The following is a 22,111-nucleotide window of genomic DNA, read 5'->3' on the forward strand; positions in this document are numbered from 1 at the left end:
ATGCGCAAAATTATAGTTTATTTAGTTTTCTTTATTTGGTTTATACCGAATCTTCAAGCTCAGTTCCTGAGTAGAGAGCGCATTCTTAATGATGAAAACTTTGATAAGAAACCCTGGAGTTTTGGGTATTACTTTGGGATAAACCGTTATGATTTCAACTTTGATTATAAAGAACAACGACCAGATATTTTTGTAGAACAGAGCTACGGTTTCAATGTAGGCCTGCTTGTTAATAAACGTATTAATGAATATCTAGATCTGCGATTAGAACCGGGGCTAGTATATAATGGTCGTAATCTCTACTATCAAGATATTGCTGGTGAAGAAAATGACCGATTACGAGAACTCAACTCTACTTATATACATATTCCGCTACTCGTAAAATTTTCAACTAAGAGACTTAACAATTTCAAACCATTTGTGGTAGGCGGTTTGTCATACTCCTATAATTTATCGAGTAACGAGAACAATCCCGACGATAATAGTGCTGGTCAATTTAGAATGAAAGACAACACCTTCTATTACGAAGTAGGTTTTGGAATCGATTTATATCTACCCTATTTTAAATTTTCACCTAGCATTCGTGGAGTTTTTGCTTTAACTGACGAACTTGTACCCGATGAAAATTCGAATAGCGTATACACTTCAAATATTGAAGTAATGCAGTCACGAGGAATATTTTTAAATTTTACCTTTCAATAATGTGGGAAGCTAATTTATATAGACAAAAGCACGGTTTTGTGTTTGATTACGGGAAAGACCTTATAAGTATGCTTAACCCTAAAGCCGGAGAACGCATTCTTGATTTTGGCTGCGGTACCGGCGAACTCACAGCAGAGATTGCACAGAGCGGTGCAGAACTTGTAGGTATTGATGCTTCCTCAGAAATGATTAAAGCTGCTCAAGAGCAATTTGAAGGCATCAATTTTATTGAAGCGCGTGGAGAAAGCTTTATAGACAGCAAACAATATGACGCCATATTTAGTAATGCAACTTTACATTGGATATTAAATCCCGAAGCTGCAATTTCCGCTATGTATAGTAACCTCAAGCCTGGCGGAAGGTTACTGCTTGAGATGGGCGGTAAAGGTAATGTGGCTACTATAATTGAAACTCTGCAGGATGTTCTGGAAGAGCACGGTTATGTAAAACAGTCAAAAACCGTAAACTGGTATTTCCCTAAACTTGGCACTTATTCCTACTTTCTAGAAAAAAACGGTTTTAAAGTTACCTTCGCTCATTTATACGACAGGCCTACAAAACTTAATGATCCCAATACAGGAATTATAGATTGGCTGACTATGTTTGCCGGTAAATATTTTACAGGCATACCAGCTGAAGACGTGTCATCGATACATAAAATCGTACAAGATCGCGTAAAAGAGCGACTATATAAGGATGGGCATTTTTATGCAGATTATAAACGTTTACGCATCTGCGCAATCAAATAATTTTAACCTCTTTTAAATTCACTAACTAAAATTGCTCCTGCAATTGCCACATTTAAACTCTCTGTATTAGCATTCCCAAATTGAGGGATGCTTATACGATGTGTAACTTTCTCCGCTATAGTATCTGATATTCCATTTGCCTCATTACCTAAAATTAATAAAGCATTGTCTGGTAATTGTGACTCGTACACAGATACCCCATCCATAAATGCACCATATACCGGCAGATTCTGTTGACTTATGTAATTATTTAAATCTGTATACGTAATATTCACTCGTGTAATAGAACCCATTGTTGCCTGTATAACTTTTGGGTTAAAACAATCTACGGAATGATTTGAGCAAATAAGATTTTCAATATTAAACCAGTCGCATAAACGTATTAAAGTCCCAAGATTTCCAGGATCACGCAGATCATCGACCAGCAGTTGCAAACCTTGTTTCTTTTTTTCTTTAAATATGGGAATGGCAAAAAGCGCCAGAGCTTTCTGAGGTGTTTTTAGAAAACTTATTTTTTTTAATTCAGTTTCTGAAACTACAGTAATATCGGTAACATCAGTAAAAAAACCTTCAACCGTAAATAGACTATGTAACTTAAAATCTGATTTTAAAAATTCTTGAATACCTTTAATTCCTTCCACTACAAACAACCCGTGCTGTTGTCTGTACTTTTTTTGACTAAGGCTCGTTATTAATTTTATTTGGCTTTTGCTAACCACGCTTAATGTGTATTTTTGAAGTTATTTTGAGAAAAGCTCACTTGCAACAACTATCAGCAAAAATAGGATTAATTATCCTACTCCTAGTCACCATTGCTTCGTGCAATGCAGTAAAACGAGTAGAAGATGGTCAATTACTACTCACTAAAAATACCATTCGTGTAAACGGGGAAGTTAACGACGCGTATAATATTAACAATATACCGTATCAACAACCTAACTCGAGACTACCGCTCCTAAATTCTCCTTTGCGCCTCTATATCTATAACTGGGCAAGACCTAATATAGATTCTATTATGCAAGCCCGCTTTATAGAGAATGAAAGCGCTCGTAAATTCTGGACAGGCGTTCTCTCTCGAAAACAATTAGATAAGTATATAGAGTTTCGCGAAAATTTTAATCAAACACTTAAAAACACTGGCGAACCTCCTGCGATAATTTCAGAAAACCTTTCAAAGAGATCTGCTGCACGCCTTAAAGAATACTATAACAGTAAAGGATGGTTTAATGCGGAAACCGATTATACAATTATAAAAGACAGCCTCGATAAACGCGGTAATGTAATTTATGATGTTAAAACGGGAAATCCTTACATAATAGATTCAGTTTCAACATTTATCGCTTCTTCAGCAGTAGATTCAATTTATAATAATTACAAGAGAGATTCTTTTATAAAAAAAGGATCACAATATGAATTGCTCGACATTAATTCTGAAACTACACGGCTCACCGAGCTTATGCGTAACAACGGTTTATTCTATTTTGACCGAGAGTATATAAATTTTATTGGTGACTCGGTAAATACCGGAAATAAAGTAAATCTTGAATTGTATATAAAAAACAGAGAAATACGTGCTCGAGATTCGGTATATGAAGTACCTCTAAATGTTCACAAAATAAGTCGCGTAAATGTTACTACAGATTATGGTTATTCTATACGTAATAACACACTTAAAGACAGCGCATCTTTAAATAATTATCATTTATATGCCTATGACAAGATTCGCTACAAGCCAAAATACTTAACAGACGCTTTATTTATTAAACCAGGAGATACTTATAGTGATGATTCCCGCAACAAATCCCTTATAAGACTAAGTCAGCTAAGCACATTTAGGTATCCCGATTTGCGTTTTACTGAAGATCCCGAAGATCATAAAGGAACAGACTTAATTGCAAATTTTTATCTCATCCCCCTACCTAAGTTTAATCTTCGAGTCGACTTTGATGTATCTACTTCTAATATTCAAAAATTTGGTATTGCCGGTGGAGGATCATTGCAGATACGTAATGTTTTAGGAGGAATGGAAACATTGCAAATTTCTGGTCGCGGTAGCATAGGCGCTTCTAAATCACCTACTGAAAATAGCACAGGCTTTTTTGATATTACTGAGATAGGAACAGATTTAAGTCTTACAATTCCCCGTATATTTTTTCCGCTAAAAACTAAAGGTTTTATCACTCCCGAAATGTCGCCTTCCACCAGCTTCACAACCGGTATAGGTGTGCAACAAAATATCGGACTTGATAAACAGAATATCACCGGAGGTGTAAATTATAAATGGTCACCATCTAATAATCTTAATTATCGGTTTGACCTTTTTGACATACAATACGTTCGTAATTTAAATGTTGATAATTATTTTAAAGTATATGAAAATTCATATAACGAACTCGATGAGATTGCCCAAATCTACCTCGATGAAAATAGTTCGTTTAATGATCCGGAAACAAATCAATTAGCAATTCCTGATGGCGCATTAGGTTTTATAAGTGCTGTACAAACAAATGCTATAGCGGTTACAGAAAGTGAATTTGCAGATGTATTTAATATTGAAGAACGCCGCCAGCGTTTAACAGAAGACAATTTAATTTTAGCATCGAGTTTTACTTACTATAAAAATACCCGGGATAATCTATTTGATGATGAATTTACAAGTTTCCGCACAAAACTGGAGATAGCAGGTAACACGCTGAGTGCCTTAGGCAATATTATAGGATTAGATAAAAATGATGATGATGCATACAGAGTTTTAGGCGTACGTTTTTCTCAATATGTGAAAACTGAAATAGATTTTATAAAACACTGGGATTTTGGGAATGATAACATTTTAGCTTTTAGAGCTTTTGGTGGTATCGCAATCCCCTACGGCAATTCTAAAAGCATCCCTTTTATACGCAGTTTTTTTGGCGGTGGATCTAATGATAATAGAGCATGGCAGGCATACAGACTAGGACCCGGAAGCACAGATAGTCCTAATGATTTTAATGAGGCAAATATGAAACTCTCCTTTAATGTTGAACAACGTTTTACCTTATTAGGCGATTTAAAAGGAGCTATTTTTACCGATGTAGGTAACATCTGGAATGTTCTGGATAATGTTACAGAGCCTCAGGCGACATTTACCGGACTAAGTAGTTTAAAAGATATTGCGGTAGGAACCGGTTTTGGGTTTAGATATGATTTTAACTTCTTTGTCTTGCGATTTGACATCGGCTTAAAAACCTACGACCCTGCATTACCAGAGGGAGAACGCTGGTTTAAAAATACAAACCTGTCAAATGCTGTTTATAACGTAGGTATTAACTATCCTTTCTAGGAAATATAAAGACTAAACCCCAAATATTTATTAATTTTACGTTTCAAACTAAGTAAACAATAACTTATGAGTCATAGTATCAAACCGGGAGTTGCAACCGGAAGAGAAGTTCAAGCGATTTTTAAACACGCCAAAGAAAATGGGTATGCATTACCTGCAGTAAATGTTATAGGATCTAGTACTATCAACGGGGTATTAGAAACTGCTGCTAAATTGAATGCACCTGTTATTTTACAATTTTCTAATGGTGGTGCTCAGTTTAACGCAGGTAAAGGTTTTCCTAATGATGATCAAAAAGCTGCAGTAGGTGGTGCAGTTGCCGGAGCTAAGCACGTACATGAACTCGCTAAGCGTTACGGCGCAACAGTTATTTTACATACAGACCACTGTGCCAAGAAACTTTTACCTTGGATAGATGGTCTTCTTGATGCTTCTGAAGAATATTATAAAATTCACGGGCATTCTTTGTTTAGTTCACATATGATTGACCTTAGTGAAGAATCTCTAGAAGAAAATATAGAGATTTGTAAGACTTATTTAGAGCGTATGAGCAAAATGGATATGACTCTAGAAATTGAATTAGGTATAACAGGTGGTGAAGAAGATGGTGTTGACAATACAGATGTTGATGATTCTAAACTTTACACACAACCAGAAGAAGTTGCTTATGCATATGAAGAGTTAAGTAAAGTAAGTGATCAATTTACCATCGCTGCTGCTTTTGGAAACGTTCACGGTGTTTATAAGCCTGGAAACGTAAAACTAACTCCGAAAATTCTTAAAAATTCACAGGAATTTGTTTCAGAAAAATACAATCTTGGACCTAATTCTATAGATTTTGTTTTCCACGGAGGTAGTGGTTCTACTGTTGAAGAAATACGCGAAGGAATAAGTTATGGCGTAATTAAAATGAACATTGATACAGATTTACAATGGGCATTTACTGAAGGTGTACGTAAATACTTTGATGCTAATAAAGATTTCTTACAGTCGCAAATAGGAAATCCTACCGGCGAGGATAGCCCTAATAAAAAATATTACGATCCACGTGTTTGGTTCCGTAAAGGAGAAGAATCATTTAATGCGCGTTTAGAAAAGGCATTTGAAGATCTTAATAATGTAAATACACTTTAGTGTTTATTCTTTCTGAAAAATAATACATAAAACCTCGAAAGTTTTACTTTTCGAGGTTTTTCACCCTTAATAGTTATCTTTTAAAAAACTGACGCTTTATTTGAGATAAGTAGAAAGAGTCTTCTCAAATTAAATTTATTTTCAAGAGAAGATTGATTTAAATCTGAAAATAGAAGTCAAATTAAAAAGCACAAATTTATGGCTTGGTTCAAACGAAAGGAAAAAGGTATACAAACTGCTACCGAAAATAAAAAAGATGTTCCTAAAGGTCTTTGGTATAAATCACCTACCGGTAAAATAATTGATGCAGAAGAGCTTGCAAAAAACTTCTATGTTAGTCCCGAAGATGATTATCACGTACGTATAGGTAGTGAAGAATACTTTTCTATTCTTTTTGATGACGCAAAATACAAGGAGCTAGATAAGAATCTAACTTCAAAAGATCCATTAAACTTTGAAGACACTAAGAAATATGTAGATCGACTTAAAGATGCCGAAGCAAAAACCGGACTCAAAGATGCGGTACGTACAGCAGTAGGTAAAAGTTTTGGAAAAGATCTTGTTGTAGCTGCAATGGATTTTAAATTTATAGGTGGTTCTATGGGATCTGTAGTAGGAGAAAAAATAGCACGTGCTGCAGATTATTCTCTTAAGAACAATGTTCCTTTAGTAATTATCTCTAAGTCTGGTGGCGCACGTATGATGGAAGCTGCTCTTTCATTAATGCAGCTTGCTAAAACATCTGCTAAACTTGCGCAGCTTGCAGACGCTAAAATCCCTTACATATCATTATGTACAGATCCAACTACAGGTGGTACTACAGCCTCTTTTGCTATGCTGGGAGATATTAATATTTCTGAGCCAGGTGCCCTTATAGGTTTTGCAGGACCACGGGTAGTACGCGATACTACAGGCCAAGAATTACCTGCAGATTTTCAAACTGCAGAATTTCTTAAAGAACATGGGTTCTTAGATTTTATAACGCATCGTAAAGAACTGAAAACCAATATTAATTTATATATAGATTTAATTCTTAATCAGGCAATTCGTAATTAAATTAATAGTTCAACATTAATAATTAATTGTATCTTTGCCGGCTCAATGGGATAGACTCATTGAATACATAAAAACTATTTAAATAATATTGGCATGTATCTTACTCAAGAAAAGAAAGATGAAATTTTTGGTAAATATGGTAAAGACAAAAACGATACTGGTTCTGCAGAAGGACAGATCGCTTTATTTACACACCGTATCAACCACTTAACCGGTCACTTAAAACAAAACCGTAAAGATTTTAACACAGAGCGTTCTCTAGTTAAATTAGTAGGTAAGCGTAGATCATTACTTGACTACTTGATAAAGAAGGATATTACAAGATATCGTGCTATTGTTAAAGAATTAGGTTTAAGAAAATAATTCTTATTTTTAAAGGGGGCAATTTTTGCCCCTTTTATTTTAGTAATTACCCAAAGTCCCGCAAGGGCAAAGAAAGCTACCTAGAGGTTTTTCACAGGTCACACACTACACACAACACAACAACAGACCTAGTCCTTGACTTAACTACTCAAGGCAATTGATTTAATCGCACGCCTCGCCGTGCAACTGAAAAACATTTTATGATTCCAAAAACTTTCAAAGAGGTTATAGACCTCGGTGACGGTAGAGAGATTTCTATCGAGACCGGTAAACTTGCAAAACAGGCACATGGTTCTGTTGTTGTACAGTCCGGTAAATGTATGATGCTTTGTACTGTAGTTTCTAATTACAAGCAAAGTGATGTTGATTTTCTTCCTTTAACGGTTGATTATCGTGAAAAATTTGCGGCAGCTGGCCGTTATCCTGGTGGTTTTTTCAAAAGAGAAGCACGCCCAAGTGATGGTGAAGTTTTAACTATGCGTCTTGTTGACCGTGTACTTCGCCCTCTTTTCCCAAAAGATTACCACGCAGAAACTCAGGTTATGATTCAGTTAATGTCTCATGACGACGATGTTATGCCTGATGCAATGGCAGGACTTGCTGCATCTGCAGCTATTCAACTTTCAGACTTTCCGTTTGAATGTGCTATTTCAGAAGTACGTGTGGCACGTGTTGATGGTGAATTTATCATTAATCCTTCTAGAACACAATTGGCAGAATCTGATATCGATATGGTAATAGGTGCATCTGCAGATTCTGTAATGATGGTTGAGGGTGAAATGAATGAGATTTCTGAAGAAGAAATGACTGAGGCTATCAAAGCTGCTCACGAAGCTATTAAAATACAGTGTGCTGCACAGATTCGTTTAGCTGAAGCTTTTGGTAAAAAGAAAACTCGCGAATATGAACCAGAGCGTGAAGATGCAGATCTTGCAAAGAAAATTCACGAGATGGCTTATGACAAAGTATATGCAATAGCTCAAGCAGGTTCTGCTAAACATGAGCGTAGTGCATCCTTTGACGCGATTAAAGAAGAAATTAAAGCTACTTTTTCTGAAGAAGAATTAGCAGATTTCGGAAGCCTTATCTCTAAGTATTACTATAAAGCTGAAAAAGCTGCCGTACGTGATTTAACTTTGAATGAAGGTTTACGTTTAGATGGTCGTAAGACAACAGAAATACGTCCTATCTGGTGTGAAACAGATTATTTACCTTCTGTACATGGTTCTTCAATCTTTACTCGTGGGGAAACTCAAGCATTAGCAACAGTAACTCTTGGAACTTCTCGTGAAGCAAATCAAATTGATATGCCATCATACGAAGGTGAAGAGACCTTTTATTTACATTATAACTTCCCTCCTTTCTCTACTGGTGAAGCACGTCCTATACGTGGTACTTCTCGTCGTGAAGTAGGTCACGGGAATCTTGCGCAGCGCGCTTTAAAAGGTATGATCCCTGCAGACTGCCCATATACTGTACGTGTAGTTTCTGAAGTGCTAGAGTCTAATGGCTCTTCATCTATGGCAACTGTTTGTGCGGGTACAATGGCTCTGATGGATGCTGGTGTTCAACTTAAAAAGCCGGTTTCTGGTATTGCTATGGGATTAATTTCTGATGGCGATTCTGGTAAATATGCTGTGCTTTCTGATATTCTGGGTGATGAAGATCACTTAGGAGATATGGACTTTAAAGTTACTGGTACTGCAGATGGTATTACTGCTTGCCAAATGGACATTAAAGTAAAAGGTCTTTCTTATGAAATACTTGTTAATGCTTTAAAGCAAGCTCGCGATGGTCGTTTACATATATTAGATAAACTTACCGAAACTATTAGCGCTCCTCGTGAAGACGTTAAAGAATACGCTCCTAAAATGGTATCTGTACGTATTGCAAATGCATTTATAGGTGCTCTTATAGGTCCAGGTGGAAAAGTAATCCAAGAACTTCAAAAAGCAACAGGAACAACTATTGTAATCAATGAAGATCCTGTAACTGAAGAAGGTGTAGTAGAAATTTTAGGTACTGGTCAAGAAGGTATCAATGCAGTTCTTGCAAAAATTGATTCTATTACATTTAAACCTGTTGTAGGAAATAGCTACAAGGTTAAGGTGATTAAGATGCTTGATTTTGGTGCTGTTGTAGAATACCTTGATGCTCCTGGCAATGAGGTTCTATTACACGTATCTGAGTTAGCTTGGGAACGTACTGAAAACGTAAGTGATGTTGTTAATATGGGTGATGAATTTGAAGTAAAATACTTCGGTATTGATTCACGTACCCGTAAAGAGAAAGTATCTCGCAAGGCATTACTTGAAAAACCAGAAGGTTATAAAGAACGTGCTCCTCGTGAAAATAATGATCGTGGTAGTAGAGATAAAGACAATCGCGGTAGAGATAATCGCAATCGCGATTCTAGAGATCGTAAAAGAGACTAATCTTTAGTTTATATGATTTTAAAAAGGAGCCCTCGGGCTCCTTTTTTTGTTCTATTTCGTTTTAAATTCTACTTGAAAACTTCAATTAAAATATTACCTAAAAAAATATTTAATATTTAAAAATACTACCTTACTAACCGCTCAACCTGCCATATATACAGACTTTGTCAGATTTACTGCCAAAATTTTAAAATCTCAAAACACTGAATATTCAATCTCAACTTTAACATTTCTTTTTAAAAATTGCTTAGACGTTACTATTATAGCGCTAAGCGGGTTTAATTTTTAGTATTGGCTACAGATTATCAATAAAATTAAATGTCGTACGATACTTGCAGCTAATAGAGCGAACCAATAAAGAAAACTTAATGAAAGTATTAGTATTAGGTGCAGGAAATATGGGATTGACCTATGCAGAAGGCATGGCGGAGTCTCCATTTTTAAATAAGCGTAAGCTTATGATATTTGATGTATCGCCAGAAAAAACTGAAGCATTATCTACAATGGCTCAGTTTGAAGCATATGACAGTATCGATGAATGTGTACCGAAAGCTGATGTGATATTTATAGCTGTAAAGCCTTATCACAGTCAATCACTATTTAAATCTATGCAACCCTATATAAATGACCAGCAAATTTTTGTGTCATTAATGGCAGGAGTTACAATTAAGACTATTCAAGATGGTTTAGGTGTGAGTAAAGTAATTAGAACTATGCCTAATTTACCAGCTAAAGTAGGTAAAGGTGTTACTTCATTTACAGAGTCTAAAAGTGTAAGTCGTGTAGAATTACTTACAGTACGTAATTTATTAGATACAACAGGAGCGTCAATTCACGTAGAAAATGAAAATTTTATTGATGCATCTACCGGAATTTCTGGAAGTGGACCTGCATATATCTTTTATTTTATGCAGTCTATGCTAGAGGCAGCCCTAAAAATGGGCTTCTCCTCAAATGATTCTAAGGTATTAGTTTCTAAAACTTTCGAAGGAGCAGTAACCTTATTTAATGACTCTAACTTATCACCAGAAACCTGGATGGATCGTGTAGCTTCTAAAGGGGGCACAACGCGTGCTGCCCTAGATTCTATGGAGGATAATAATGTTAAAGAATTAATTAAAGAAGCAGCATATGCTGCATTTAACCGAGCAACAGAACTTGGTAAAGAAAAATAATTTTATGAGCTCAAAACGTGTAGTTATAAAAGTAGGAACAAATGTAATGACCAACCGCAATAATAGAATTGTTGGTCCTGTTCTTCACGAATTAGTACGACAAATAGCTGAATTGTATGAGAAAGGATACCAACCCGTTCTTGTCTCTTCAGGATCTGCAATTGCAGGAAAAGAAGTTTTAGGCGATTGTAATTATAAAGACCCCTCTACGAGAAGGCAAATATTTTCTTCTGTAGGACAACCGCGAATGATGCGTCATTACTATACCCTGTTTAATAGTTTTGGTATGCACTGCGCACAATTACTAGCGACAAAACGTGATTTTGCACCCGGTAAACATCGTGAAAATATGATTAATTGTTATGAGGGTTTACTTTCAGAAGGTATTATTCCTATAGCGAACGAAGATGATGCAGTTTCCCTAACTATGTCTATGTTCACTGACAATGATGAACTGGCGAGTTTAGTGGCAGAACTTATAGGTGCAGACGCACTTATACTGTTGACAGATACAGACGGTTTATTTACAGGACACCCGGATGATGATGCCAGTAGAAAACTTACCGAAGTGCATCCTGAAGAAAATGTTGAACAATATGTTCAGGAAAATAATAAAGCGGAAGGTGAAGGCCGTGGCGGTATGAAATCAAAATTAAAAATCGCTAAAGAAACTGCCCGTAAAGATATAACCTGTTATATCGCAAATGGTAAGAAACCTAATGTGATTGTAGATTTACTTGAAGGTAAAAATATAGGAACTAAATTTTCATCTTAGATATACGATGTTAGTTCCCTCAAAGCAGGTTTCAACGTTCAAAAAATTGAACAATTATTAACCGAAAAATTTTAGAAAATGAAATTACTCTCAAAAGAGATAAAAAATAAAGTTCTTGACGCTATGATGCAAATCATAAAATCAAGAAAAACCGAAATTTTAGAAGCTAATCAAAAAGATCTAGATGCTTTTGATCGTGATGATCAGGCTTTATACGACCGTCTGGTTGTAAATGACGTTAAGATCGCTGGGATGATTCAAGCGATTCAAGAAGTTCGTAATCAAGATGATCCTGTAAGTCAGGAAATATCTAATATCACCCTTGATAGTGGTCTAAAAATCATTAATAAAACGGCACCCTTTGGTACCATAATGATTATTTATGAATCCAGACCAGATGTTACTATTGAAGCAGCTGTTTTAGCTTTTAAAGCAAATAATAAGATCTTATTAAAAGGTGGTAAAGAAGCTTATCATAGTAATGTGGTATTGGTAGATTGCTGGAAACAAGCACTGCGAGAAAATGATCTTGATGAGTCGTGGATTACTATGCTGCAAATGAATAGAGCTGAAACTCAGGAATTCTTACGAAATCCTGACCAGCCTCTAGACTTAATTGTACCTCGTGGTGGAGAACGTCTTATCGATTTTGTTAAGCAACACGCTAAATGTGCAGTGCTAGTAAGTGGTAGGGGAAATAATTTCTTATATGTACATCCTGAGGCAGACTGGAAGAAGACAATAGAGGTTATCATTAATGCAAAAACCGATAAAATTTCGGGATGTAATGCACTTGACAAAGTGTTGGTCGATAAAAATCTTCCCGAATATGAAAGCAGAATTAAGGAGTTAAATCAAATTCTAATTGCTAAAGGTGTTGAAGTTCTAGCTGATACTAACTCTAAAGAGGCACTTCCTGAAAACGAAGTTGTTCCTACAGAAGACACTTGGTATGAAGAATTTCTAGCTATGAAAATTGTTTTAGGTGCAGTATCGGGTATGGATGAAGCTATGCAAAAAATTAATACGTATAGTGGAGGTCACTCCAGTGCAATTATGACTCAAGATGTAGAAGCAGCGACAAAATTTATGGAAAATATAGATACTGCTGCTGTTTACCATAATGCTTCCACACGCTTTACAGATGGTGGACAAATGGGTGTAGGTGCAGAATTAGCGATAAGCACAGATAAATTGCATCACCGCGGACCGCTCGGTTTAAAGCAATTGGTTACAAATAAATACTATGTATATGGTGATGGTCACGTGCGTGTATAAAAATTTGATATAATTGAATAAAAAAGCCCGGCAATGCCGGGCTTTTTATTTGTATAGCCCTAATAAAACTCTTAATTAATAAATTTAGCTAAGATGTTTAAGACTGTATTTAACTAATTTTCAGTGTACTATGTAAATCTAACTAGTATATATCATTGAAATTGTTAATATTTTCTAAAAATAGTGTATTAAGTTTGTAACCTTTTCGTAGATAGTAACGTATAAGATATAGGTTGAACAACTTAATACACGTAATAGTCCTATGAGACAATTAAAAATTACTAAACAGGTTACAAATAGAGAAACTGCTTCTTTAGACAAGTATCTTCAGGAAATAGGGAAAGTTGACCTTATTACTGCAGATGAAGAGGTAGAACTGGCACAGCGCATAAAAGCGGGGGATCAAAGAGCTCTAGAGAAATTAACTAAAGCAAACTTAAGATTTGTTGTTTCTGTTGCTAAACAATATCAAAATCAAGGTTTAACATTACCTGATTTAATTAACGAAGGTAATTTAGGTTTGATTAAAGCAGCTCAACGTTTTGATGAGACCCGTGGTTTTAAGTTTATATCTTACGCTGTATGGTGGATTAGACAATCTATATTACAAGCCCTGGCCGAACAATCTCGTATTGTACGACTACCTCTTAACAAAATAGGCTCCATCAATAAAATAAATAAAACATTTGCTTATTTAGAGCAATCACACGAACGCCCTCCTAGCCCTGAAGAAATTGCAAAGGAGTTAGATATGAGCATTAATGATGTAAAAGAATCATTGAAAAATGCGGGACGTCACGTAAGTATGGATGCACCATTAATTTCTGGTGAGGACTCTACATTATATGATGTATTACGATTTGGAGAATCTCCTAATCCTGATCGGGAATTGCTTAATGAGTCTTTATGTACCGAAGTAGAACGTGCCTTAGATACCTTAACACCCAGAGAGGCAGATGTTGTTCGTTTGTATTTTGGTCTTGGCAATCAACACCCTATGACTTTAGAAGAAATAGGTGAAACATTTGATCTTACGCGTGAGCGTGTACGACAAATTAAAGAAAAGGCAATACGTAGATTAAAGCACACATCCAGAAGTAAAATTTTAAAAACATACTTGGGATAATTTTACAAGAAATCGTTAAAAATGGGGGTCTGCAAAGACTTTTTTATTAAATTGCCTCTTATTAGTTACCCCAAAATAAAGCATTTAAGATAACAACAGTTTATCATAACTGTTCGTTTTTTGATTGATGAATGAATCCCCGGCTGATTACCGGGGATTTTTTGTTAAATTATTATTACAGCCATTACCCTATGATTTATACCCTAACTTATGTAAGTACTGCGGTAAATCTTTTTGACAATACAGAGATTAATTCAGTTTTAAATGCTGTTAAAGAGCAAAATAAAGTTTTAAACATTTCTGGTTTTTTAGTGTATAAAGAAGGAACATATCTTCAACTTCTGGAAGGTGACAAAGAAGTTGTTTCTAAATTATATGAAAAGATAAGAAGCGATGAGCGTCATAAAAATGTACTTACCTTACAACAATCCCAAGTTAGTCAACGTGTTTTTGATGATTATGAAAGTGGATTTTTAGTACCAAATAATACCAATTTAATTTTTGATCTCAATAGTTATTTAAAGTATTTGCGTTTACTGGAGGATAAGGAAGTAAATCAAATTATTACCATAGTTGAATCTATATATTCTAAAATGTAAATTTGTTTAATAAAACTTATACCAATGAAACCTACTTACCTTGCTCCATCGATATTAGCAGCAAATTTTGCAAATCTGGAACGCGATATAAAAATGATTAATGATAGTGAAGCAGACTGGTTTCATATAGATATTATGGATGGGATTTTTGTTCCTAATATCTCATTTGGTTTTCCCGTGTTAAAATCAATTACAAAACATGCCAAGAAAACGATAGATGTTCATCTTATGATTGTAAATCCAGATCGCTATATAAAAGAATTTGCTCTATTAGGATCTACAAACTTAATCGTTCATTATGAGGCGTGTACTCATTTGCATAGAACTTTACAAGCTATAAAGGCCGAAGGTATGAAGGCTGGTGTCGCTCTTAATCCACATACTCCTGTAAATCTACTTAAAGATATTATTGCAGATATTGACCAGGTTATTATAATGAGTGTGAATCCCGGTTTTGGGGGTCAGTCCTTTATTGAACATACTTATAAAAAAATAAGAGAGCTTAAAGAAATTATTCTAAATGCAAATGCTTCAACTCTTATTGAAATAGATGGTGGAGTTACAGATCAAAATGCTGAAAAACTTCTCGCAAGTGGTGCAGATATCTTAGTGGCCGGAAGCTTTATTTTTAATTCTAAAGATCCTAGCCATACTATCAAGGCTATGAAAAATATAATGTAGACCTTTAAAATGAGAAGAGGTACGCTGTTAAATAATTTTAAATAATAGTATTCAAAAAAATAAGGCAGAACGGGCGTGTAAGATAGTAAAATACGTAACGCCCCCTACAGCTCACGGATCCACCATACAAAACAGAGGCCAATTCTACCCTATATGCATTATATATTTTGCAGCAATTTATAAAACATTAATTTTAATTGCCATTGTTATCATTGAAAATGATATTCTTTAACACTTCTATCAAATTCTGCTCAAAGTAAGCTAAAACAAATCAAAAAATTTTATAGATTTCCTCATTTTGATGAATTTTTAACAAATAATTAAAATTTAACTACAAGGTTATCATTACTAATAATTGTAGAATTTACATTCAATATTTTAGGATAAAAATTAGGGCCTTCTATAAGTGTAAATTGGAAAATCCCATATTAAAGGAAGCACAAAATATACCATACACGTAAGTATTAGTATCGATATTATATTCATCCATATACCAGCTTTTACCATATCCGGTATACGCAAATATCCTGATCCAAATACCACGGCATTAGGAGGTGTAGCAACCGGTAACATAAATGCGCAAGATGCTGCAACCGTTGTTGAGACAAGTAACAAATAGGGGTTTAAATTTAGGTTTAGAGCAATAGGCGCCAAAATAGGCAAAAGCATTGCGGTTGTAGCTAAATTAGAAGTTAATTCAGTAATGAAGTTCACACTAAATATAATAATTAGTAGAAGCAGAAAAAGCGGAAGAGCTTCTAATAATACCATCTGATTACCGAACCATTCTGCAAGACCTGTAACTTCAAAACCAGATGCTAAAGCCATACCTCCTCCAAATAGCAAAATAATGCCCCAGGGAATTTTTATAGCATCATCCCAGTTTATCAGACGATCCTCTTTGTCCTTTGTAGGTATTGTAAACAAAAGAATTCCTGCAGCTATTGCTATAATAGTATCATCTATTTGCGGTAAAAAGAGTTCTAGTAAAAAAGCACGTGAAATCCAGCAAAAGGCAGTTGCTACAAATACGATAAGTACAATTTTTTCCTCTTGTTGAATAGGTCCCAACTCTGCCAGAAGTCTATCAATTTCCTTTTTACCTCCCGGAAATTCCTTCTGTTTAAATTTAAAAGCAACATTAGTTAAATACAACCAGGAAATAGCTAATAAGAAAATACTTATAGGCAAACCAAACTTAAACCACTGAAAAAAACTAATATCAATATTATAAACTTCCTGAATATATCCCGCAAAAACTAAGTTAGGCGGTGTACCTATCAAAGTGGCCATCCCTCCTATCGAAGCACTATAAGCAATACCTAACATTAAGGCTTTTCCAAAAATCTGATTCTCATCTGAAATCGTGTATGGGTTATCTTTTAATTGTGATATAATAGACATCCCTATAGGAAGCATCATTACCGCTGTAGCCGTATTAGAAATCCACATAGAAAGAAAGGCGGTTGCAACCATAAAGCCTAGAATTATTTGCTTAACATTTGTTCCTATAGCCTTTATAAGATGCAAAGCTATACGTTTATGTAGGTTCCATTTTTCAATTGCAATAGCTAACAAAAATCCTCCTAAATATAAAAATATATACTTATGCCCGTATGATTCAGTTGTTGTAGAAATGTCAAGAGCGCCAGTAAGCGGAAACAATACTATAGGAAGTAATGCCGTTACCGCAATAGGTGCCGCCTCGGTAACCCACCAGAGTGCAATCCATAATGTTGTACATAAAACAGAATACGCCGGCGCACTCATGCCTACAGGTGGATTTAGTTGCTGTAAACAAAAAAACAATAGAGGTCCAAGTATTAGAAAAATTCCTTTTTTAATTTTCATTTATTGTACTATTTAAAGCGGCTTTCACTTTATTATTTAAAGCCGGCCTTAAATTACTTTAAATATTAATCTCCATATAATATGTTTTACAGTTGATTGAACAAATCCATATAAACAAAGAAACTCCTTCGAGTGAAGGAGTTTCTACGTTAGTATACTTGATCAATTGGGCATACTAACGCCTCTCATTTATCTACTAACTACAATAAATTCAGATCTTCTGTTTTCAGAATATTCAACTTCAGTGCAATTTTCATTTTCCTCATCACAAATATTAATTGGTTTTGATTCGCCATATCCAATCGCACTCGCTATACGTGAAGGATCTATCCCATTTTCAATAAGCCAATCTCTGGTAGAAAGCGCCCTATTAGTCGATAGTGTTTTATTAAAATAATCTGTACCACGTTGATCGGTGTGTGCTTCTATTTTAATTATCATTTCAGGATAAGCAATCATCGCGTTCAATACCTTTCGCATTTGTATTGCTGCAATATCATTAATGTTATATCTGTAATATTCAAAATATATTGGGTCGATTTTAATCTTTTCGGTAACCCCATCGGTAACGAATATATCAGACAAATCTTTCAATTTAAAATCTACTAATTTCATAAGATGTCCGGGAATAAGATCTGTATTTAGTTGAAGTTGATCTTTACTAAAGCCGGGTTTTGATGCTTCTACTCGATATTCTTGAGCACAGTTAAGATCTAAACTGTAAACACCATTTTCATTAGTTTCGACCTTTCTAAATTCATTATTTTCAGGATCGTAAACAGTTACTATGGCATTTGCAAGAGGCTTCTTTGTTTCCACATTATAAATAGTACCCGTTATTGATTGAATGCATTCTTTGAGATTATATTTAAAACTATAAATATCGTCTCCTCCTTTACCTCCGTCTCTATTCGATGAAAAATATCCCGTATTTTTGGATTTCCCTTCTACGTATGCAAAATCATCTGCATTAGAGTTTATTCCCGGACCTAGATTTATAGTAGCTCCATAAACCCCATCGGTAAGTGTGGATTTATAAATATCTAAGCCACCATACCCTACGTGTCCTTCGGAAGAAAAATACAAGGTATTGGCTGAAACAAAAGGAAATACATCATCAACAAGACTGTTAATTAAAGGTCCAAGATTAAGAGGTTTTGAATAAGTCCCGTCTTCATAAATATCACAAACATAAATATCTGCTTTACCATAACCACCTGGCATATCTGAAGCGAAATATAATTTTTTACCATCATTAGATACAAATGGATGTCCCACAGAATACTCATCACCATTAAAGGGTAAAAGTTCCTTTTTAAATCGTTTTGCAGTAACATCTACTCGATAGATCTTAAAATAATTACGTTTGTCTCCTTTGAAAACTTTACGTCTGCCATCTTGAAAACTCGATGCATAATACAGGTATTTACTATTAGGCGAAAAACTCACTGTAGCATCATGATACGGAGTTTCTAGTTTATCATTGTATAAACCTACATCTGTCAACTCTCCGTTTGCATTAAGTTCGGCTTTATAAATTGCTAAATAAGGCGTATTATCACGCTCTGTAATCTGATTAATATCCTTATTTCGTGATGATGAAAAGACAAATGTGTTGCCACTGAAGGATCCTCCAAAGTCGGCATACTGCGAATTAATATCCAGATTTTTCACTTCGTAAAGTGTATCACCTTTGAGCAACTCATTAAATCGAGATCGTTCTTCGTAATAAGCATTTAATAACCCATCGATTTGCCGTTCTTTTATATAAGTCTCAACAACTGTGCTCGCTTTATCATACTCTTTTAAAAACCTTAGTGTATCATAATATTGATAACCTTGAAGATTGTTTGAATTTGGTCCTGCAAGAGTATACCATTTCTCATAGTATTTTTTTGCATTATTAAAATCCCTTAAATGATAATAAGTATCTCCAACATTCATATAAACTGCTGCTGATACATTCTTTGCAGTCTCTAAATAGAGTTCATATTCTTTTGCTGCTTCAACATAAATAAAACGATCGTGTAATGTATTTGCCTTTTCAAGCTGACTTTGAGCAAATACATTTAATCCAACAAAGCAACATATTAATGTATATATATAGTTCATAGTTCAGGTTTTAGAAGAATCTTGGTGAGAAGGTTGCGCCTCGTTTACGAGCTAAAGAAAACTTTATTAGCACTTCGTGACTTCCGTCATTATATCTATTAAAGTCTGAAGTATTATAATCATAAGCATAACCTATAAAAATATTATCTGTCACTTGAAATCCTGCAAGACCTCCTACTGCCGCATCCACGCTGTAAGAAACTCCTGCTGTAAATCGTTCAAGAAATAGAAAGTTTGCAGATAAACTTGCCCGCATAGGAGCGCCTTCGATATAATCGAAGAGCACTGCAGGCTTAAACTTAGTGTTACCTCCTATATCAAAAATGTAACCTCCTATTAAGTATAGATTTAACTTCTCTGTATTAACCATACTACTTTCTTCATTGTAATATTCCTGAGAAAAAAAGTTAGGCGTAGATAATCCTAAGTACCATTTATCGCTAAATAAGTAAGTCCCAGCTCCTAATACTCCTAAGAACTTATTATCAATATTATTCATGAATGCGGGATCATTTGGATTATTAAACATCCCTTTTCTAAAATCAACATTTAGCAATCTAAATCCTGCCTTCAGACCAAATGATAAATACGTCTGAGAAGATAATTGTATAGAATAGGAAAAGTTCCCGTCAACATTTAAATCTTCAGAAGGACCTAATGCATCTCTAGTAATATTCAGTCCTAAGCCCACATTATATGTGACTGGCGTTTCCAAACCCAGATTTACAGTTTCCGGAGCTCCATCAATACCTGTAAACTGAGCTTTATAATTTGCCGTTATATTAAAGTTATCTGTTGACCCTACATAAGCAGGATTAATGGTCATTGTATTATACATATACTGAGAGTAGTTAGGCTCTTGCTGAGCATAAAGTCCTGTACAGCATACGCCTACTACTAGTACTCTGATTAAATTTGTAACTACTGTTTTCATAATTAAACTTTTTAAATGAGAGGTTTATTTATCGGGCAATGTATACCCATCCTGTAAGTGCACGAGCGCCGTCGTTGATCTCAAGAACATAATAATATGTTCCTGCTGGCAACCCACTTGATTTTTGAATAGAACTTGAGATATTAGAATCACCATTCCAGGTATTTAAATAACCGTTAGCGGTAAATACCAACTGCCCTGTTCTATTAAATATTTGCACTTTATTGTTAGGGTATTGCTCTATACATCTTATAGTAAATACATCGTTCATTCCATCACCATTAGGTGAGAATTCATTAAATACCATAAGACAATCTGGATCTATTTGTAATTCTGCAGCATTATTATCTAAATCTGCATCGACTGGATTAGAACTAAGAATACGAGCAATATTTAAATAGCTACCGGTATCTAATACACTAACTGTAACTGTTAAGGTAACGGTCTCGTTAGCTGCAATAGCTGGTATTGCCCACATACCTGTCTTATTATTATAGTCTCCTGATGTAGTATTAAATCCTTCAAAATCTAATCCTGATGGTAGTCTTTCTTCTACCTGAATATCAGACAAAGCAACCTGACCCGAATTTGTAACTGTAATAGTGTATACAATTTGCTCGCCTATTGCAGGATTAATATTATCTACGGTTTTAGCAATTGTTAAGTCTGAACAAGCAGCGATTAAAAGATCTACATCTGCTGAAGTTTCTGTAAGGCAAGCATCATTTGATAAATAATTGACATTTACATTTTGAGTTCCTTCTGCCTCCCAGATAACTGTAATTGAATTATCACTATCTGTACCTCCGGAAACTATACGTCCTCCGGTACTCACTGTCCAAAAGTAATCTACCATTCCCGCTTCGGTCGTATAGGTGATTTCTGAACCTAAACATCCTACATCTACTGATGCATCTAAAGTTGCTTGAACGGGTTGAGTAAGTGTAACAGTTACCCCAAATCTCTCTGTACTTTCCAGCGAGTTAACAACAAGAGCTGCATAATATGTTGTACCATTTAACAATTCTGAATTAGGATCTAATGCCACCCCTCCAGATGCTTGAGCATACCATTTAACGTCTGATGTATTTAATACGATATCAGTTAAGGTAGGATTATCTGATGCACAGAAGCTTTGATTTGCATCACCTATCGGAGTTTCAACTCGTACAATCAGTTCGTCTGATGTAGAATCAGAATTAGAATTACCAAAGGAATTTGTTGCAGTTGCAACCACATCATATGTTCCTTGTGGTATTTCATTACCAGTAGGAATGGTAAGAGACCATGTATCATTACCATTGTCAGTTAAATTGCCGTCCCCTTCTTGATATGTAAATCCATTCACTGAAACGGTCAACATATCTCCTGAAGTTGCAGTACCCATTATTAAAGGTGTACTATCGCTTGTTACCTGAGCAGTTACTGTAGGCGCTATTGGCTGATTTACATTTGATGTATCAATTGTAATTTCGTCTACTGTTGCATCATTAGCAGTATTACCCGCGTCATCAGTTACCGTTACTTCAACATCATAAGTGCCATCAGGAATCTCATTTCCTACTGGAATGACTAATTCCCAAGTGCCGTCTCCATTATCAGTTAAGTTACCATCTCCTTCTGTATAAGTAACAGTATTTACAGTAACAGATATCTCATCAGTAGAATCTAATGTTCCCGTGATTGTTGGTGTGCTGGTGTTTGCTACAAGTTCATCAACTGTTGGAACTGTTGGTGCTACAGTGTCGATAATTAACTCATCTACTGTTGCATCATTAGCAGTATTACCCGCGTCATCAGTTACCGTTACTTCAACATCATA

Annotated in this window: 18 protein-coding genes; 13 read left to right on the forward strand and 5 right to left on the reverse strand. The window is 35.1% G+C overall.

From position 1 onward, the window contains the following. On the forward strand, positions 1 to 702 hold the full coding sequence (gene porT, locus DSM00_RS15265) for a type IX secretion/gliding motility protein PorT/SprT (protein WP_128758846.1): 702 nt from the start codon (positions 1 to 3) through the stop codon (positions 700 to 702). Beyond that, a complete protein-coding gene (locus DSM00_RS15270; RefSeq protein ID WP_128758847.1) occupies positions 702 to 1,451 on the forward strand; it encodes a class I SAM-dependent methyltransferase in 750 nt (249 codons plus the stop codon). Before porT ends, DSM00_RS15270 begins: the two co-directional genes overlap by 1 nt. A gap of 2 nt (positions 1,452 to 1,453) precedes the next feature. Here the strand turns inward: DSM00_RS15270 and DSM00_RS15275 are convergent, their stop codons facing one another. Beyond that, positions 1,454 to 2,170, reverse strand: a complete 717-nt coding sequence (locus DSM00_RS15275) for a TrmH family RNA methyltransferase (RefSeq protein WP_128758848.1) — start codon at positions 2,168 to 2,170, stop codon at positions 1,454 to 1,456. Between the two features lie 41 nt (positions 2,171 to 2,211). Between DSM00_RS15275 and tamL the strand changes: the two genes are divergently transcribed. The 11 genes from tamL (at position 2,212) to rpe (ending at position 15,392) form a co-directional block, all read left to right on the forward strand. Beyond that, the gene (gene tamL / locus DSM00_RS15280; RefSeq protein ID WP_317127845.1) at positions 2,212 to 4,770 is read left to right on the forward strand and encodes a translocation and assembly module lipoprotein TamL; all 2,559 of its coding nucleotides are present in this window, start codon (positions 2,212 to 2,214) and stop codon (positions 4,768 to 4,770) included. A 66-nt stretch (positions 4,771 to 4,836) separates the two neighbouring features. Continuing rightward, positions 4,837 to 5,904: a class II fructose-bisphosphate aldolase gene (gene fbaA, locus DSM00_RS15285; RefSeq protein ID WP_128758850.1), complete on the forward strand. Its 1,068-nt coding sequence runs from the start codon at positions 4,837 to 4,839 to the stop codon at positions 5,902 to 5,904. A gap of 198 nt (positions 5,905 to 6,102) precedes the next feature. Next, positions 6,103 to 6,960: an acetyl-CoA carboxylase, carboxyltransferase subunit beta gene (gene accD, locus DSM00_RS15290; protein WP_128758851.1), complete on the forward strand. Its 858-nt coding sequence runs from the start codon at positions 6,103 to 6,105 to the stop codon at positions 6,958 to 6,960. Between the two features lie 93 nt (positions 6,961 to 7,053). Continuing rightward, positions 7,054 to 7,323: a 30S ribosomal protein S15 gene (gene rpsO, locus DSM00_RS15295; RefSeq protein ID WP_128758852.1), complete on the forward strand. Its 270-nt coding sequence runs from the start codon at positions 7,054 to 7,056 to the stop codon at positions 7,321 to 7,323. Between the two features lie 200 nt (positions 7,324 to 7,523). After that, positions 7,524 to 9,758 (forward strand): polyribonucleotide nucleotidyltransferase, encoded by a 2,235-nt coding sequence (locus DSM00_RS15300; protein WP_128758853.1) that lies wholly within the window; start codon positions 7,524 to 7,526, stop codon positions 9,756 to 9,758. A 368-nt stretch (positions 9,759 to 10,126) separates the two neighbouring features. Beyond that, positions 10,127 to 10,933 (forward strand): pyrroline-5-carboxylate reductase, encoded by an 807-nt coding sequence (gene proC, locus DSM00_RS15305; protein WP_128758854.1) that lies wholly within the window; start codon positions 10,127 to 10,129, stop codon positions 10,931 to 10,933. Between the two features lie 4 nt (positions 10,934 to 10,937). Further along, positions 10,938 to 11,708 carry a glutamate 5-kinase gene (proB, locus tag DSM00_RS15310; RefSeq protein ID WP_128758855.1) on the forward strand — a complete coding sequence of 257 codons (771 nt, stop codon included), beginning with the start codon at positions 10,938 to 10,940 and terminating at the stop codon, positions 11,706 to 11,708. Positions 11,709 to 11,786: 78 nt separating this feature from the next. After that, the gene (locus DSM00_RS15315; RefSeq protein WP_128758856.1) at positions 11,787 to 12,986 is read left to right on the forward strand and encodes a glutamate-5-semialdehyde dehydrogenase; all 1,200 of its coding nucleotides are present in this window, start codon (positions 11,787 to 11,789) and stop codon (positions 12,984 to 12,986) included. 262 nt (positions 12,987 to 13,248) lie between these two features. Further along, on the forward strand, positions 13,249 to 14,112 hold the full coding sequence (locus DSM00_RS15320) for a sigma-70 family RNA polymerase sigma factor (protein ID WP_128758857.1): 864 nt from the start codon (positions 13,249 to 13,251) through the stop codon (positions 14,110 to 14,112). A gap of 191 nt (positions 14,113 to 14,303) precedes the next feature. Then, complete coding sequence (locus tag DSM00_RS15325) at positions 14,304 to 14,711, forward strand: BLUF domain-containing protein (RefSeq protein ID WP_164916358.1); 408 nt, start codon at positions 14,304 to 14,306, stop codon at positions 14,709 to 14,711. A 24-nt stretch (positions 14,712 to 14,735) separates the two neighbouring features. Further along, positions 14,736 to 15,392 carry a ribulose-phosphate 3-epimerase gene (gene rpe / locus DSM00_RS15330; protein WP_128758859.1) on the forward strand — a complete coding sequence of 219 codons (657 nt, stop codon included), beginning with the start codon at positions 14,736 to 14,738 and terminating at the stop codon, positions 15,390 to 15,392. Between the two features lie 390 nt (positions 15,393 to 15,782). Here the strand turns inward: rpe and DSM00_RS15335 are convergent, their stop codons facing one another. The 4 genes from DSM00_RS15335 to DSM00_RS15350 all read right to left on the reverse strand — a co-directional run. Next, complete coding sequence (locus tag DSM00_RS15335) at positions 15,783 to 17,243, reverse strand: SLC13 family permease (protein ID WP_128758860.1); 1,461 nt, start codon at positions 17,241 to 17,243, stop codon at positions 15,783 to 15,785. 189 nt (positions 17,244 to 17,432) lie between these two features. Beyond that, positions 17,433 to 19,355 (reverse strand): OmpA family protein, encoded by a 1,923-nt coding sequence (locus tag DSM00_RS15340; protein ID WP_128758861.1) that lies wholly within the window; start codon positions 19,353 to 19,355, stop codon positions 17,433 to 17,435. Positions 19,356 to 19,365: 10 nt separating this feature from the next. Further along, on the reverse strand, positions 19,366 to 20,289 hold the full coding sequence (locus DSM00_RS15345; protein ID WP_128758862.1) for a PorP/SprF family type IX secretion system membrane protein: 924 nt from the start codon (positions 20,287 to 20,289) through the stop codon (positions 19,366 to 19,368). A gap of 28 nt (positions 20,290 to 20,317) precedes the next feature. Next, positions 20,318 to 22,111, reverse strand: a 1,794-nt coding sequence (locus DSM00_RS15350) for a T9SS type B sorting domain-containing protein (RefSeq protein WP_128758863.1), incomplete at its 5' end; no start/stop codon positions are given.

This window comes from Leeuwenhoekiella aequorea, from assembly GCF_004104375.1.
Taxonomy (GTDB): domain Bacteria; phylum Bacteroidota; class Bacteroidia; order Flavobacteriales; family Flavobacteriaceae; genus Leeuwenhoekiella; species Leeuwenhoekiella aequorea.

Excerpts from the sequence above, each read along its gene's own strand:
- DSM00_RS15315 (WP_128758856.1), top strand. The coding sequence starts at position 11,787 with ATGAAATTACTCTCAAAAGAGATAAAAAATAAAGTTCTTGACGCTATG.
- rpsO (WP_128758852.1), top strand. The coding sequence starts at position 7,054 with ATGTATCTTACTCAAGAAAAGAAAGATGAAATTTTTGGTAAATATGGT.
- DSM00_RS15325 (WP_164916358.1), top strand. The coding sequence starts at position 14,304 with ATGATTTATACCCTAACTTATGTAAGTACTGCGGTAAATCTTTTTGAC.
- DSM00_RS15345 (WP_128758862.1), bottom strand. The coding sequence starts at position 20,289 with ATGAAAACAGTAGTTACAAATTTAATCAGAGTACTAGTAGTAGGCGTA.
- DSM00_RS15340 (WP_128758861.1), bottom strand. The coding sequence starts at position 19,355 with ATGAACTATATATATACATTAATATGTTGCTTTGTTGGATTAAATGTA.
- rpe (WP_128758859.1), top strand. The coding sequence starts at position 14,736 with ATGAAACCTACTTACCTTGCTCCATCGATATTAGCAGCAAATTTTGCA.
- DSM00_RS15320 (WP_128758857.1), top strand. The coding sequence starts at position 13,249 with ATGAGACAATTAAAAATTACTAAACAGGTTACAAATAGAGAAACTGCT.
- accD (WP_128758851.1), top strand. The coding sequence starts at position 6,103 with ATGGCTTGGTTCAAACGAAAGGAAAAAGGTATACAAACTGCTACCGAA.
- proC (WP_128758854.1), top strand. The coding sequence starts at position 10,127 with ATGAAAGTATTAGTATTAGGTGCAGGAAATATGGGATTGACCTATGCA.
- porT (WP_128758846.1), top strand. The coding sequence starts at position 1 with ATGCGCAAAATTATAGTTTATTTAGTTTTCTTTATTTGGTTTATACCG.
- DSM00_RS15270 (WP_128758847.1), top strand. The coding sequence starts at position 702 with ATGTGGGAAGCTAATTTATATAGACAAAAGCACGGTTTTGTGTTTGAT.
- proB (WP_128758855.1), top strand. The coding sequence starts at position 10,938 with ATGAGCTCAAAACGTGTAGTTATAAAAGTAGGAACAAATGTAATGACC.
- fbaA (WP_128758850.1), top strand. The coding sequence starts at position 4,837 with ATGAGTCATAGTATCAAACCGGGAGTTGCAACCGGAAGAGAAGTTCAA.
- DSM00_RS15335 (WP_128758860.1), bottom strand. The coding sequence starts at position 17,243 with ATGAAAATTAAAAAAGGAATTTTTCTAATACTTGGACCTCTATTGTTT.
- DSM00_RS15300 (WP_128758853.1), top strand. The coding sequence starts at position 7,524 with ATGATTCCAAAAACTTTCAAAGAGGTTATAGACCTCGGTGACGGTAGA.